The sequence below is a fragment of the Shewanella sp. 0m-6 genome (genome assembly GCF_052977325.1).
In genome coordinates, this window is sequence record NZ_JBRIMD010000009.1 from 14086 (window position 1) to 29327 (window position 15242).

At 45.2% G+C, this 15242-nt stretch carries 16 protein-coding genes; 9 read left to right on the plus strand and 7 right to left on the minus strand.

Annotated features, from left to right (window positions below):
* From ACVBJC_RS08985 to ACVBJC_RS09010, 6 genes are all read left to right on the plus strand, one after another.
* Positions 1-2106: an ATP-binding protein gene (locus ACVBJC_RS08985; protein ID WP_447160530.1), complete on the plus strand. Its 2106-nt coding sequence runs from the start codon at positions 1-3 to the stop codon at positions 2104-2106.
* Positions 2103-2282, plus strand: a complete 180-nt coding sequence (locus ACVBJC_RS08990) for a 3-methylcrotonyl-CoA carboxylase (RefSeq protein ID WP_447160531.1) — start codon at positions 2103-2105, stop codon at positions 2280-2282. Before ACVBJC_RS08985 ends, ACVBJC_RS08990 begins: the two co-directional genes overlap by 4 nt.
* On the plus strand, positions 2283-3182 hold the full coding sequence (locus tag ACVBJC_RS08995; protein WP_447160532.1) for a hydroxymethylglutaryl-CoA lyase: 900 nt from the start codon (positions 2283-2285) through the stop codon (positions 3180-3182). It abuts the gene before it with no gap.
* 49 nt (positions 3183-3231) lie between these two features.
* Positions 3232-4002: a CoA transferase subunit A gene (locus ACVBJC_RS09000; RefSeq protein WP_447160533.1), complete on the plus strand. Its 771-nt coding sequence runs from the start codon at positions 3232-3234 to the stop codon at positions 4000-4002.
* A gap of 12 nt (positions 4003-4014) precedes the next feature.
* Positions 4015-4671: a 3-oxoacid CoA-transferase subunit B gene (locus ACVBJC_RS09005; protein ID WP_447160534.1), complete on the plus strand. Its 657-nt coding sequence runs from the start codon at positions 4015-4017 to the stop codon at positions 4669-4671.
* A gap of 172 nt (positions 4672-4843) precedes the next feature.
* Positions 4844-5119 carry a putative quinol monooxygenase gene (locus tag ACVBJC_RS09010; protein ID WP_447160535.1) on the plus strand — a complete coding sequence of 92 codons (276 nt, stop codon included), beginning with the start codon at positions 4844-4846 and terminating at the stop codon, positions 5117-5119.
* Between the two features lie 131 nt (positions 5120-5250).
* Here the strand turns inward: ACVBJC_RS09010 and ACVBJC_RS09015 are convergent, their stop codons facing one another.
* Entirely contained in the window at positions 5251-5682 is a 432-nt protein-coding gene (locus ACVBJC_RS09015; protein ID WP_447160536.1) for a DUF4156 domain-containing protein, read from the minus strand.
* A gap of 121 nt (positions 5683-5803) precedes the next feature.
* A complete protein-coding gene (locus tag ACVBJC_RS09020) occupies positions 5804-6838 on the minus strand; it encodes an alpha/beta hydrolase (protein ID WP_447160652.1) in 1035 nt (344 codons plus the stop codon).
* Positions 6839-7050: 212 nt separating this feature from the next.
* Between ACVBJC_RS09020 and ACVBJC_RS09025 the strand changes: the two genes are divergently transcribed.
* Positions 7051-7548, plus strand: coding sequence for a prepilin-type N-terminal cleavage/methylation domain-containing protein (locus tag ACVBJC_RS09025; RefSeq protein ID WP_447160537.1), 498 nt, complete (start codon positions 7051-7053; stop codon positions 7546-7548).
* Between the two features lie 230 nt (positions 7549-7778).
* Here the strand turns inward: ACVBJC_RS09025 and nrfA are convergent, their stop codons facing one another.
* Complete coding sequence (nrfA, locus tag ACVBJC_RS09030) at positions 7779-9164, minus strand: ammonia-forming cytochrome c nitrite reductase (protein WP_447160538.1); 1386 nt, start codon at positions 9162-9164, stop codon at positions 7779-7781.
* Between the two features lie 367 nt (positions 9165-9531).
* Between nrfA and ACVBJC_RS09035 the strand changes: the two genes are divergently transcribed.
* Positions 9532-9969, plus strand: a complete 438-nt coding sequence (locus ACVBJC_RS09035; protein ID WP_447160539.1) for a hypothetical protein — start codon at positions 9532-9534, stop codon at positions 9967-9969.
* Positions 9970-10058: 89 nt separating this feature from the next.
* Here the strand turns inward: ACVBJC_RS09035 and ACVBJC_RS09040 are convergent, their stop codons facing one another.
* Positions 10059-10406, minus strand: a complete 348-nt coding sequence (locus tag ACVBJC_RS09040) for a RidA family protein (RefSeq protein WP_447160540.1) — start codon at positions 10404-10406, stop codon at positions 10059-10061.
* 192 nt (positions 10407-10598) lie between these two features.
* Here ACVBJC_RS09040 and ACVBJC_RS09045 point away from each other — a divergent pair, with 192 nt between their 5' ends.
* The gene (locus ACVBJC_RS09045; RefSeq protein WP_447160541.1) at positions 10599-11096 is read left to right on the plus strand and encodes a hypothetical protein; all 498 of its coding nucleotides are present in this window, start codon (positions 10599-10601) and stop codon (positions 11094-11096) included.
* 100 nt (positions 11097-11196) lie between these two features.
* Here ACVBJC_RS09045 and ACVBJC_RS09050 read toward each other — a convergent pair whose 3' ends face one another.
* The 3 genes from ACVBJC_RS09050 to ACVBJC_RS09060 form a co-directional block, all read right to left on the minus strand.
* Positions 11197-11937 carry a TorD/DmsD family molecular chaperone gene (locus tag ACVBJC_RS09050; RefSeq protein WP_447160542.1) on the minus strand — a complete coding sequence of 247 codons (741 nt, stop codon included), beginning with the start codon at positions 11935-11937 and terminating at the stop codon, positions 11197-11199.
* Positions 11938-12024: 87 nt separating this feature from the next.
* Positions 12025-12690, minus strand: a complete 666-nt coding sequence (locus tag ACVBJC_RS09055) for a DMSO/selenate family reductase complex B subunit (protein WP_447160543.1) — start codon at positions 12688-12690, stop codon at positions 12025-12027.
* Positions 12691-12704: 14 nt separating this feature from the next.
* Positions 12705-15236 carry a DMSO/selenate family reductase complex A subunit gene (locus tag ACVBJC_RS09060; RefSeq protein WP_447160544.1) on the minus strand — a complete coding sequence of 844 codons (2532 nt, stop codon included), beginning with the start codon at positions 15234-15236 and terminating at the stop codon, positions 12705-12707.
* Between the last annotated feature and the right edge of the window lie 6 nt (positions 15237-15242).

Genomic DNA, 15242 nt, shown 5'->3' on the forward strand with positions numbered 1-15242 from the left:
ATGTTTACTAAACTGCTAATTGCCAATCGCGGCGAAATTGCCTGCCGGATCATACAAACCGCAAAATCCATGGGTTTACGCACTGTTGCTTTGTATTCAGATGCCGATATCGACGCCCGCCACGTTGCTATGGCAGATGAGGCGTTTTATTTAGGTGGCAGCGCGCCTGCGGAGTCTTATCTTAAAGGTGAGTTGATTATTGAAATCGCCAAACGCTCTGGTGCACAAGCGATTCACCCAGGTTATGGTTTTCTATCTGAAAACGCTGAATTTGCCCTAAAATGCGAGCAAGCCAATATCGCCTTTGTTGGCCCCAGTGCAGCGGCAATTGACTCCATGGGCAGTAAAAGCGCCGCCAAAGAGATCATGGGCGCAGCCAATGTACCGCTGGTCCCTGGTTATCACGGTGATGCTCAAGACGATGATTTGCTCGTCATACAAGCCAATAAGATGGGCTTTCCTCTGCTGATCAAAGCCGCCTTTGGAGGCGGTGGTAAAGGCATGCGCATTGTTGAAAACAGTAGTGAAACCCTTGAGGCTATTCACTCAGCAAGACGTGAAGCCATTAGCTCTTTTGGTAACGACAAGCTCCTGATGGAGCGCTACCTGCGTCAGCCGCGCCATGTTGAAGTACAAGTCTTTGCCGACAGCCATGGTAACTGTATCTACCTGTCTGATCGTGACTGCTCAATTCAACGTCGTCATCAAAAAGTCGTCGAAGAAGCCCCCGCTCCAGGTTTAAGTGATGCGCTCAGAATCAAAATGGGCGAAGCGGCGGTTGCCGCAGCCAAAGCAATTGATTATGAAGGCGCCGGCACCGTCGAATTCCTGCTTGATACCGACGACAGTTTCTACTTTATGGAGATGAATACTCGCCTTCAAGTAGAGCATCCGGTCACAGAGTTAGTCACAGGCCAAGACTTAGTTAAATGGCAATTAATGGTTGCCAGTGGCAGTGAGTTGCCACTTAAACAAGATGAAGTGCGAATTGAAGGCCATGCCTTTGAGGTGCGCATTTACGCCGAAGATCCGCACAATGACTTTCTACCCGCTAGCGGAAAACTCAATTTTTTACGCGAACCTAAGCAAAGCCAATTTGTGCGTATCGACTCCGGCGTGCGTGAAAACGATGTGATCAGTAACTTTTACGACCCGATGATCTCCAAGCTAATCACTTGGGATGAATCACGCCCTCGCGCGCTGCAACGTTTAGTACACGCCTTAGATGACTATCAAATCAGTGGCCTTAAACACAATATTGAATTTTTAGCCAATATTGCCAAGCACACGGCATTTAAGGATGCCAACTTTAGCACCGACTTTATCGAGCGCTATGGCGATTCACTGTTAACACCAGCAGCGGACTCTAATAACAGCAATGTAGCATTAAGTTTAGCGGCGCTTTATCAGTTATGTGCCCGTAAACAGCAAGCACAATTAGCAGCTAACGCTAGCCATGATCCCTACTCACCTTGGCATCAAAATAATGGCTTTAGGTTAAATAGTGCCAGTCAGCATCAAGTGGCGTTGTTAGATGATAACCATGAGATTAACCACCTTGATTTAATCGAGACCCAAATCGCAGGTCAGTCGCAATATCAGCTACAGCTTGATGACTGCCTAATCACCCTTACTGGCGCATTAGTCGCTGAGACGCTGCATGCTGAGATCAGCCTGCAAAAACTCGATAATGAAAACACAGAGCAAACGTTTAGTAAGAGTCGTTGCGATAAAGCTAACGGACATAAAATCAGCCTTCCAGTGAGCCAAGTAGGCGATGACTTTACCCTGTTTATCGACTCAAAAAGCTATCATTACCGCGCACTACAATCTGAAGTCATTGAAGAGCAAGACAACTTAGAAGATAAGCTTAAAGCACCAATGAACGGCACCATAGTGACTCAACTAGTGGCTGTGGGTGATAGCGTCAAAGCCGGCCAAGGCATTATGGTGATGGAAGCCATGAAGATGGAGTACACAATAGAAAGCCCATTTGACGGCATCGTCAGTGCATTTTTCTTCGAAGCAGGTGAACTGGTCAGCGATGGCATGTTACTCGCCGAAGTTGAAGCAGAAGTAAACCCTGAAAAGGAAGAAGTCGGATGAAGATGACTAATGTAATAAACGCCATTGAATCCCCGTTTGACGTTATCGTCAGTGCGTTTTTCTTTGAGGCCGGAGAGTTAGTTAGTGACGGTATGTTATTAGCGGAAGTTGAGGCGAAAGCAGAGAAGGAAGAAGCTGCCGAAGTTGAATCAGCTAAAACTGAGGAAAGTGCATAAATGGCGATTTCTTACCCTCAACAAGTCAGCATCTTCGAAGTCGGTGCCCGTGACGGGCTGCAAAACGAAAAGCCAGTCACCACTCAAGACAAGATTATCTTAATTGAAGACTTGGTCGCTGCGGGCGTAAAGCGTATCGAAGCGGCAAGTTTTGTGTCACCGAAATGGGTGCCTCAGATGGCCGACTCAGGTGATGTGCTTAAAGGCATAGCACGAAAGACAGGCGTTACCTACAGCGCTCTGACACCCAATTTAAAAGGCTTGGAACTTGCGCTTGACGCTGACGCCGATGAAGTTGCCATTTTTGGCGCAGCTTCAGAAAGCTTTAGCCAAAAGAACATCAACTGTTCAATTGCTGAGTCTATCGAGCGCTTCAGGCCAGTTATGGAGCTGGCTAAAGCGAGAAACGTGCCTGTTCGCGGTTACGTATCTTGCACCTTAGGCTGCCCATATGAAGGTGATATTGCGGTTAGCGAAGTCGCACGTGTGTCTGAATTACTTTACAAAATGGGCTGCTATGAGATTTCTCTTGGCGACACCATTGGTGTTGGCACACCGCTTAATGCCCGTAGAATGGTTGCAGCGGTGGCGAAAGCCGTACCTGTAGACAAACTGGCATTACATTTCCATGATACCTACGGCCAAGCGCTAGCCAACATTCTGGCCTGCTTAGAAACCGGCGTCAGTGTGATTGATTCATCGGTCGCGGGCCTTGGCGGATGCCCTTACGCTAAGGGTGCTTCAGGTAACTTAGCCACTGAAGACTTAGTATATATGCTGCATGGGCTTGGCATAGAAACCGGAATAGACCTAACTAAACTGGTTGATGCTGGTAACAAGATAAGCCTCGCCCTTGGCCGCCAGTCTGGATCGAAAGTGGCTAGAGCGATTAGCGAATAAAAAGAAGGTTCTAGGTTCTAGCATCGGACAGAATAAGGAGATAACAGTAATGGCAGGACTAAATAGAGAGCTAAATCAACAGCCAAATAAAGGGCTAAATAAAGTCGTCAGCAGTTACGAAGAAGCGCTCGCTGGCCTAAGCAATGATATGACCGTAATGGTCGGCGGCTTTGGCTTATGTGGTATTCCTGAAGGCTTAATCGCACAAATGGTGAAAATGGGTGTCACTGGACTTACCGCAATCTCAAATAATGCTGGCGTAGACGACTTTGGTTTAGGCCTACTATTAAAAAGCCGTCAAATCGATACCATGATCGCCTCATATGTGGGTGAAAACGCCACCTTCGAGCAGCAGATGTTATCCGGCGAGCTTAACGTTATCTTGACGCCACAAGGCACCTTGGCTGAAAAAATTCGCGCCGGTGGGGCTGGTATTCCAGCATTCTTTACCGCCACAGGCTACGGTACGCCCGTGGCAGAAGGTAAAGAAACCCGTGAAATAGATGGTCGTCACTATGTATTAGAGCCTGCACTAAAAGCGGATTTCGCGCTTGTTCGCGCTTGGAAAGCCGACACCATGGGTAACTTAGTTTTCCGCAAAACCGCCGCCAACTTTAACCCTATGATGGCAACTGCTGGCAAGATAACAGTGGTAGAAGCTGAGCATATTGTTGAGCCTGGTGAACTTGACCCTGACCATATCCATACCCCGGGTATTTACGTCAACCGCGTTATTCAAGGTAAGTTTGAAAAACGCATTGAGCAACGCACGGTCAAACCTGACTCGGGTTCAAAAACTGAATCAGACACCAAAGCATAAGGAGGCAACACCATGGCATTATCAAGAGAACAACTGGCGCAACGTGTTGCTAAAGAGCTGCAAGATGGCTTTTACGTCAACTTAGGTATTGGGATCCCCACCTTAGTGGCCAACTATATTCCTGAGGGCATAGACGTGATGCTGCAATCAGAAAATGGTTTATTAGGTATGGGAGAGTTCCCTACCGAAGAAACCATTGATGCTGACCTTATCAACGCTGGTAAGCAAACGGTTACCGCTGTGGATGGCGCGTCATTCTTTTCATCAAGCGAAAGCTTTGCCATGATCCGCGGAGGCCATGTGGATCTCACTGTACTGGGCGCATTTGAAGTGGACGAGCAAGGCTCTATCGCCTCTTGGATGATCCCAGGAAAACTGATTAAAGGCATGGGCGGCGCGATGGATTTGGTCGCTGGCGCTGACAATATTATCGTCACCATGATGCACGCCGATAAAAAAGGTAACTCTAAGCTACTGACTAAATGCGAGCTACCACTTACCGGCTATGGCTGCATCAAGCGGGTATTAACCGATTTAGCTTTTTTAGAAATCAAAGACGGCGCCTTTCATCTGCTAGAGCGTGCACCGGGCGTATCGGTAGAGGAAATCGTTTCTAAAACAGCAGGTAAGCTTGTGGTTCCAGAGCATGTACCAGAGATGATTTTTTAACGGCTCATTTTCTAAAAAAATGTGCTTTAAGGGCTTTTAGTCAAAAATAAGTTCGTTAAAACGGCAGCTATAACACCCATCATCAAAAAACGCAGCTCACTATAAGCTGCGTTTTTTGATGTAATGTTCAATTTAACAGTAATGGGTAAACGACAATAGATAGGGACTTGTCATGTCAAAGGTGATCTTAAAAGGGTTTATTTTAGTTCCACAGCCCGAGCTTGCAGCAATTAAAAATGAGCTCGTTAATCATAAGCGGTTGACCCTAAAGGAGGAAGGCTGCCTTCTATTTGAAGTGACACAAAGCAGGGACAACCGCTGCCGATTTGATGTCCATGAAGAGTTTGTCGATAAGTGCTCATTCGAACATCATCAAGCAAGAGTCAGGTCATCATATTGGGGTAAGCTTACGGTCAATGTAGAGCGTCATTACCAAATTTTTGAGTAAGCTATTATTAAGTAGGCTATTGTTAACCCCCCCCCTCACAGTGCCACTACGATCGTGGAAATGTTGAACAGCACGATAAATGGCTGAGAGATGAACTTGCAACGTTTACAAGTTCATATAAAGATACGTGCTTATTTGGCTTTGCCCTTCTCCGTAATAGGTTGATCAGCTTGCTTATCAGTTTGTGTATCTGTGATTGGTAACTGACTCAGGGCATTTGTCTCAGCCAGCTTTGACTCACACTGATAGGCATTAGCCATCATGGTTACAGAGCCCATAAAGCCTAACGGTTCGTAGAGATAAATAGTGTCAGCACCAAGCTTGGCAGCCTTAATACGCATTTCATTGAGTGTGCCCCACACCATATCTTTATCGGCATGTAGCCAATAATCATAAAAATGACCTTGAGAACCAATTACAGTGCCTTTATGAGCGCAGCCAAGTAACGCATCAGTGTCATCCCACAATACTTTTACAGTGTTAGATTCATCCGTTGGAAAGGTAATACAAGCGGTAAGGCTTGAGCACATCAGTGCGATGGCGGCCAGTTTTACAAGTTTCATGGTTTACAGTCAAAATTAAAAGGGAGGCGATAATATAGACTTTACTTCCTTAAGGGAATCCCCCTTCGATGACATTTTTATACAAGGTGATCTTGCTAACAAGAGCGCTTTACTCTCCGGCTTAGCGCAAGTTATCTAACCACTGCTTGATAACGGGTCTAACGGCAGGGTTAACAACGACGCCCATATGAGTCACATCATTTAGCAAGATGACTTCAGCGCGAGTGTACTTTGAGATCTCCGGCTCAAACTGCTCGGCAAAAAATGCTTCATCCGCCGTGCCAACCACTACTAATAATGGCTGCGTTATCGAACTGAGCTCTTTCTTATAGTTACCCGGTGCATAAGCGGTATTAAGGCGATGGGTGTATGACAAGGTTTCAGTTCCGTTACGGACCTCTTGTGGCATATTGAAATCAATCGCTGTTAAGTAATCCAATCCATGAATGCCGACATTATTTAACATGCTTAGCCCAGCAATTCGTAAGGTATAAGGGAGTGCCCAACCACCAGAGTTAGGCCGCATACTTGGCGCGTTATACTTAAGATAAGGAGACAGTAAAATATAGCCATCGGCTTGCTTACCATAGCGACTTCCACCAAAGCGAATCGCGAGCCCACCTCCGGATGAATGTCCTGCCACAATGAGTGTACAGTCAGGATTATCCCTCTTAATGACCTCAATCAGATCGGCTAAGTCATCTTCAAATTGACCAATGTAATCAACATCTCCCCGCCTTCTTGGGGCTTGCCCATGGCCTCGAAGATCTGGCGTGTATACCAGGGCAATGCCTTCACCACTTATAAAGTTAGCTAAGGGAAACAGATACTGACTATGCCAGCCAGAACCATGCAAAAGAATAATGATCTTGTCAGATTGAGCTCGGTAATGACGATACGGTAATCGCTCACCATCTCTTGCTTGATAGGTTTTTAGCTTTGGCGGTTCAGCCTTGGTGGTAGCCGACTTATCAAAGGATAATTGCTCGAAAGCGGGCTCATCGGAAGCTAACCCATCAAACGCTAGCTCATCGAAAGACAAGGTGCTTTTAGGCACGGCTTGCTTGATCCACTTGCCCAAAATAATGCAGAGTAAGGCGATGGCAAAATACATCACAACGGAAATGAATATGAAGTTTACAATATTTAACAACACCGCCTCCATCTATCCTCCAAGCTTCTCAGCTAATTCATCGAAATAACAATAAAACCAACTATTAGAATGTAGTACACAAAGGTAATTTTCTCCCATGGACGCTAATCTCAAAAACCAAGTTCACTTTTACGTCATATACTTAATCAAATATGGGTTTGAAACATTAAGAGCGCCTAAAAATCGAGTTTAGCACTTACAAAAGTGAGACATAGATGAAGCACAGTACCGTTAACGGATTTACCCTCATTGAATTAATTGTCGTAATCATCATTCTTGGCATACTCAGTGTCATTGCCCTTCCAAAATTTATCTCTTTTGAAGATGAATCTCGTGATACGGTGATGCAACAAGCTCTGGCCTCAGTTAAAAGCGCCATCAGTCTTGTTCGAGCCAAAGGCAGCGTAGCTTCAGCCAAGGACTGCAAATCTAGCAATAGCCAAGTGCGATCTTTTAAGTCAGTAGAAATCAATAATGTGCAAATCTGCGTCGACCCAAAACAAGGGTATCCCTATTTCGATCTATTTCGCTACGGAACAGATTCAGACCAAATCAATGCCATATTGGATTTAGATAATAACTTTGATCAGGTTTGGTGGTCTGGCGGGTTTTACTTATACCCTAAAGGGATCACTGACGATCAATCTATCAATTGCTATATTTTTTACGACTTTGAAACTAAGACAACTGAAATGGTAAACACTGATTGCTAGATATTCGAAGAAGACAATGGCCTCTCCACTCCCCTCTAAAGCTCACGTTGATTGTGTATAAGGCTTGCACAACCAAAGAGTCATACACACGCTGCAGATAAACCTGTTGACGCGATAAGTATGCCACTGTGACTTATATTAATATGGTTAATCACAACACAAAAAAATCCGGGAAGTTGGCTCCCGGATTTTTGAGACTGTAACTCATTTTGTGTAACGGCAGTTAAAGACTATTCACCGCCATTGGTTGCCTTGTATTCGGCTTCCCACTTAGGCACGACTTTCTCGATAAAGATGGCTTTGTCAGCATTCATCTTATCCATATCCATACCCAAGAAAGCCTGCGCTTTCGCTTCGGTCGAAATATCTGGAATAACAACAGCGGTCTTAACACCTTGAGCGGCTAATACTTTTGCAAGCTTACCGCGGGCTTCAGAGGTTTTAACTAATGAGGTCTCTAAGATTCGAAGACCCTCTTCAGGCGCATGAGCGGCAATACCATGAGAGGCAATAGCAAAATCCCAGCGCCACTGAGCATGACGGATATCGGTTAACGCCGCGGCCATTTGCTGCTCTGTCGCCCCCGCTTTCCAGGCTGCTTCAGCCTCAAAATGCGCTTTTACTAACTCCCCTTCAGCCTTAAGCTTAAGGGTATTAACCTTGTCTTTATTGGCCTGTACTAGCCCTTGTAATTGATCTTTGGTTTGTTCGTGACAATTTGCACAGGTAAATTCAAATTTATCAAACGGATTACCAACATTATGGTCGGTGTATTCCTTACCCTCTGCATCGGTTATCCGTGGCATATGACAATCAGTACAAGAGACGCCCATCTCACCATGAATTCCCTTTGCAGTGGTCTCATAGCCTGGATGTTGAGCTTTTAACATGGGTGCTTTAGATAGTTGATGGGTCCAGTCTTTAAATTTCAGCTTGTCATAGTAAGCTTCCATCTCTTCAACAGAGGTACCATCATCCCAAGGAAATTTTACCCAATTTGGTTGTTCGGCTGTTTTTTCAAAGTAGTACTCCACATGGCACTGGCCGCAGACCATATTTTGTTTTTCACTCTTCTCTGCCTTATCAAATGGTGTGCCTATTGCAGCGAATGCGCGTTCGGCAAAGGGTCGTGCGATTCTCAACTTAGAAGTTCCCGGCTTATGACAGTCGGCGCAACCTAATACATTAACAATTTCAGGGCCACCTTTAGCCCATTTACCCTTAAAGTACTCAGCCTCCCCCTCACCTTCAATCAATCGGGGGACATCAGGGCTTTTACAGCTCCAGCATGCCATCGGCATAGGGCCTTCATCCGCTTTCATCGGAGCTCCTGTTCTTAATGTGCTCCTGATATCTGTAATCACATACTGGTGCCCTCTAGGTGCGTTGTAATCCTTGGAGAAACCATAACCCGCCCAAAGGATAACCAAGTTAGGATCGGCAGCTAATGCATTGGTAACCTCTTTACTCTCAGCCGTTTTTTGCCAGCTTTGATATTGCTTAGGAAAGCGCTTCTCGTACTGGGCATTATCTGCAGGATTCGTTTTTGCCACCACAGCGCTGCTTAACATTCCAATGCAAACTCCTGCGATCAAGGAAACTTTGTATGCTTTCATAGGGTATCCATCCATTATGTAAGGCTATTTAGATATATAAAATGTAGTCGCTGGAACCACGTTGTCAAAAGCTACAGCAAATTAATTTCCTTTTTATTATCAACGAAGATGTTGAAAGAAGTGCGATGAACGACACTCTTAAAAATAGCGTGAATTACCACTGTTATTTTGTATTTAAATTAGCAATGTCTGTTTAGCAAAAAGTGAAGCTCAAGTTAGGCTTTATTAAAGCTGAAATTAAACCTGCTCTTTCAATGTCTTTATATAGAATTAACACAGAGTCGTTACTGAGAGTGAAGTGAGTAAAGCGGGTTAAAGTTGAGCTAAAGTTGAGTTAAGTCGATTAAATCTGCTTAAGGAGCTAGCGTTGAAAATTGATATTTCTGGCAAACAAACCATCTCCATTTTTCAGCTGACAGCGGTTTTTAGCATGTTGTTTGCTTTGGTTGGGTTTAGTTATAACGTCTGGCGCATGGAGATCACTGAGTACAATAGTAATGTGCGTTCAGCCAGTTTTGAACTGCTGCTACAGCTTTCAGAGTTGGAATCTATCGTGTATGCGGCTCATTACGATAAAGATATAACTTTAGGTAATCCGCGAAAAGGCTGGGTAAAAGTCAATTTGATTGCCGATTTAAGCATGATAACGGAGCCAGAGCTCAGTGTTGCAGCCGAGGAGCTCAAATTCAGTTGGCAAGCAAATTGGCAGCAGTTAGCCGATGATGAAGCGAGTGCCCAAGCGGTAATAACCCAAATAGACGATACGCGCGCGCGAGTACGACAACTGCTCAAACAGTTAGAATAACGGCTAGAAATAGCAACTAACCGCTTGTCTTCACAGGTTAGCCGAACAAGTTGTATCGAAAACACCCATGTAAGGCTAACGCCTGTTAACTACTTAACTGCCGCAACAAAGGCAATTTCAAGCAAGTAACTTGGATCGGCCAGTTCTACTTTTAAACATGCGCGACTCGGGGCGCAGCCTTCTGGTAACCATGCTTGCCATGCTTGATTAAAGACAGCGACATTAGCAAAATCTGTCACATAAATCGTCACTGATAACAGACGAGACTTGTCACTGCCAATACTGGCTAATGTTGCTTCAGCTTGAGCAAAGACCTGCTGAGTTTGACTCAACATATCGCCTTCGACATCGGCTGCTATCTCAACAAAATGTGCCATGTTATTGAACACGGTAGCATCAGACCAATTTGCACATGGGTTAACTCGTTGAATATCCATTTTGAACCTATAAAAACTTCAGCGTAATAGTCGGCAGATTTTAGCAGAAATAAGCCTCAAACCTAGTAAATTTACCTCCTAAAGCCGATTCTGCTGCACCAAGCACATCTGGCTATTAAGCAAAATGCTAAACTAACCACTTAGCTTGATTTCGCCTCGACTTTGAGGCTGTTGATACGAGATTTTGATTAAATGACGTTAAGACGCTCTTTGGGTCAACAATGGAGCAAATCCATTCTTGCCCACCGCTTAGCACTCACACTGCAAAAATCAGATAAAGTTGTGCAGCTATTTGGCGGCGCCACCTCTCTTAGCACTGTGACCAACACTATTTCAGCATTGGTTTTTATCGAAGGCGAACCAGTATGGTTGCCTCCAATGGAGAGCAATGAACAAAGCCCACTCGCTAATGAGCTTGCTCTGCACTGTTTGTTTACAGCCAGCCGCTTGTTATTTGTCAAAGAGATTGAGCAAAGTGAATTAAGCCAATCGGAACATTTAGTGTTAACTATCGGCTACCAATGGAGTCAGTCATTATTTAACAGTGAACCTGCTAGCCAAGATCTCGATGCACCACTGAATGATGACGCTAAGCAGCTTTGCCAGCTACTACAGACGATTAATTCTCAGCTGGAAAAAGTGCGTAATGAAAAGCGTCAGTCGAGTCGCAATATGGGCGGTTACCGCTAAGGCTTTATGCCCAGTCGCGCCCACAATAAAGCGTTATAAAGAAAAAGCCCGTAAATCAAATTTACGGGCTTTTATTATTTAAAGTGTCACACTCAATGCATTAATGAAATAGTCGCTTATCCAGTGCTAATACTTGAAAATCTTGTTGTAGTTGCAGCAAGAAGTCCGTGGTTAACAATGCAAGCCCGCGATAGAAATCGGTTTTCGCATGAGTATTCGCAAGCTCACAGCAACGAAACGCCCAAGGCAATAAGTGCTGTTGTAATAGCACCTGAGTAAAACGAATTAGTGCTTGGTTATCGGCTTCAACCTGTAAACGGCCAAAGGTTTGATCAAGTACAGCGAAGAACAAACCAATGTGATCAATTGGCTGCTTAACATCTAATTGCAGCTCAACACCATTAACACGATAAAAATCCATCAGCTCAACCGTGGTTCTATCGTTAATCAATTGCTCTTCACTCAGGTAAACTGAGCCTTGCGGCACAGCTGTCGGCTCGCCTGGTCCGAAGAATAACTGACCATAATCAAGTTGTAAGGTAATTAATGCCTTGTCTAATTCAGCCGCTTCAGCATCAGTTGACCAAGCTTGTAAAAAACCATCGACCAGTTCACGACCTGCGCGATTCTCTGTTCGATGACTAAACTCAGGCCAGCTGCCAGCCACATCGCACTCTTTTAGGCCATTGATAAAATCGGCTTCTGGGTAGCGAATAAGGCTGTGATGCAATATTCGCGCTAAACCTTGATACTCAACAAAATCAATGTTGCTTAAACATGATTGAGTAAGCGGTGATTGAGTTAGCGCTGATGGTGTTAACGGCTGCGTTTTTGAAGACATAATTTACCTTACAAGTTAAGCGGGCCTTGCAGCCCGCTCTGCTTGTGATCATTAAATACTAATGCGTGATAGCTTAAATAACTGAAATTATACTTCAGTTGGGTTAAGGATATCGCCGCTTTGTCCGCCATTCACGTTAGCCTTAATAATCAGGTTTGGTGAAGTAATAGACTCTGGTGGTAATGGAGCAATGTGGCCATCGCCGTTACCATACTTAGCGCGTAAGTTATCCATAGTGTCAAAGTCTAGTGCACGTAGCGGGCAAGACTCAACACATACAGGCTTACGGCCTTCAGCGATACGCTCGAAACAGCCATCACACTTGGTCATGACTTTACGTTCACGGTCGATTTGTGGCGCATCGTATGGACATGCACGAGCACAGCTCTCACAACCGATACATAAGTCTTGTGCAACATGTACTAGACCATCTTCACGGCGTTTATGCATCGCGCCTGTTGGGCACGCCTTAACACACACAGGTTCAGAGCAGTGGTTACAGCCAATCGACATGTAGTAAGCAAATACACTTTGCTCGAAACAGCCATTTTGGCCTTCAGTCCATTGTCCACCACCGTATTCGTACACGCGGCGCCACGTTACGCCATTTAATGCCGGTACGCCATTTTGTTCAGGGTTAGTATTGTTACGGATCTCGTTACCTTGACGGTCTTTACAAGATACATGGCACGCTTTACAGCCAGTACACTTAGTGCTGTCGACGTAAAAACCGTATTGAGTTGCTTCAGTCATAATTAACTACTCTCTTAAATCTTTTTAATGGCAACACGAATAGTGTGCTGTGGGTTACCTTTAGCGACAGGGCTAGGCTGGTAGCGAGTTAACGAGTTAATTGCGCCGCCTTCGTCAACGATATGGCCAGTGCTGCCTCTCTTGTTGCCTGGGTTGTACCAAGCACCTTGTCCTAGGGCAAATACACCTGGAGCAACACGTGGTGTGATACGTACAGTCACTTCAATTGAACCACGCTCGTTGTACATCTCAATCTTGTCGCCAGAGCTTAAACCGTGCTTAGCGCCATCCATTGGGTTAACCCAAACAGCGTCTTCTACCGCTTCACGTAACCAAGGCACGTTATGGTAGCTAGAATGTGTACGGCCCTTAGTGTGGTAACCCGCTAGCTGAATTGGGTAATCTTCTTTAGTGCCTTCATCTTCATAACCGTCCCACGTTACTGTGTACTGTGGAATAGCAGTGATGGTGTCGCCTCTTACGAAATCCTGCTGGCCTTGCTGTTCAGCTGTGCCGTTTTGATCCCAGTTAGCTGCGCGCCATGCAAGTTCGGCAGAGTAGATTTCAATCTTGCCACTTGGCGTTGAAAGCGCTTTGCCGTCTTTAATAAAGTCTTGCAGTGCAACGTGGTTGTCGTTCATGTTCTTACGGAAGAAGCCAATTTTTTGTGCTTCTTTGTAAGTTGCTGGGAACGCAGGAGAAACACCGATGTTGGTGCTGCTTGCTTTAGTCGTTTGATAAAGCTCTTCTAACCACTCATCTTCGTTTTTGCCGGCTCTAAAGCCTGCTCCAACGCCCATTTTGTCTGCGATCATCGCTGCAGCTTCGTACATAGACTTACAATCCCACATTGTCTCAACAGAAGAAGACATTGCAGTTAGGTAACCTAATGAGCCAGAAGCGTATGAATCGTTAACTAAGTCGTTTGATTCTAACCAGCTTGTATCAGGTAGGATGATGTCAGCAAACTTGGCGCCTGGCGTCATCCAGCAATCACAAGACACGATAAATAGATCTTCTGCATTACGGAAGATTTCAGCGGTATTGTTGATTTCAGCGTGCTGGTTTAATAACGAGCTATCTGATGCAGACAGGATGAACTTAATGTTCGCGCCGAGTGGCGTATCTAAACCGTCAGTACCACGGATACCATGGCTACGAGCTGTCATGGTCTCGCCGTTGTTAATCGCTTCAGACCAAGTGAAGAAAGAGATGCTTTCTTTAACTGGGTTGCTACCCGTTGGAATACCTGCACGAGACATGCTGCTCATGTATGGTAGTTCACCGTTTGATGCACCACGTGTACCTAGCTTACCGGTTAGCACAGATAGCATGTATAGAGAACGCATGCTTTGCTCGCCGTTTGCTTGGCGGTTAACGCCTGCGCCCACAACAATGTAAGGTGCTTTAGCTGTCATTAGCTTGCCAGCGATGTAGCGGATTTTCTCTGCAGAAATACCACAGATTTTTTCAGCCCATTCAGGTGTTTTAGCATCAGTATAAATACCTTGACCTAGAATGTAGTCTTGGTAGTTTTCATCTGAGTTCATCACCTTAGCGTATTCTTGGTCAGTGGCATCGCTGCTCGCTGCAAAAATCGCTTTTTGATCTTCAATTGACTGCTTGTTGAAACCAACAGAGTGCTCAAGTACAAACGGTAGAGATTGTCCCGCAAAGTTAGCGTGGTTGATCATCACATAAGCAACCGCTTCAGCGAATGCAGCGTCAGTACCTGGACGAATTGGTAACCAGCTTGACTCTTTACCTAGCATAGAGTCGGTGTAGCGAGGATCGATCATCACGACTTCTAGGCCGTTGTTCTTTTGTAGTGCTTGTAGGTAATCGTAACCTTCACCCGAACCCGACTGACGGATTTCGCTTGGGTTGTAAGCAACGCCTAGGAAAAAGTCACTGTCTTCGATAGTGATGGTTGAAGAACCGCTAGTACTACCGGTACCGAAGGTGTGCTTCGCCGCTTCCATCTGCTGCGCCCACGAATAGTTACCGTAAGCATTTAGGCAGCCACCGTTTAAGTTAAATAAACGGTTGAAACAGGCATTTGATGCAAAACCATAGTAAGCACCAGAACCGTAGCTACGAAATACTGACTTAGCGCCGTTTTCTTGTGCGTAAACTGCTGACAGTTTTTCAGCGATAATGCTAGTGGCTTCGTCCCAGCTAATAGGTACGAATTCAGCCTTACCACGCTCGCCAACACGCTTCATCGGTGTTTTTAGGCGGTCAACAGCGTAGTTTCTTTGACGTAGTGAACGACCACGAGCACAAGCGCGAACTTGATGAAGACCATATTTATCTTCAACTTCGTGGTCAGTTTCAACGCGCGTCACGATACCGTCTTTAGTAAAGACCTTAATTGGACAGTTAGAACCACAGTTAACTAGGCATGATGACCAGTTAACCACTTCATCAGTCACAGGTGGTTGTGGCGGGATCACGTTGGCATCATCAGAGCTAGAATTACAGCCGGTAACTGTTGCAGCGCAGCCCAGCGCAGCACTCATTTTTAAGAAACTTCTACGTTCCATAATCTT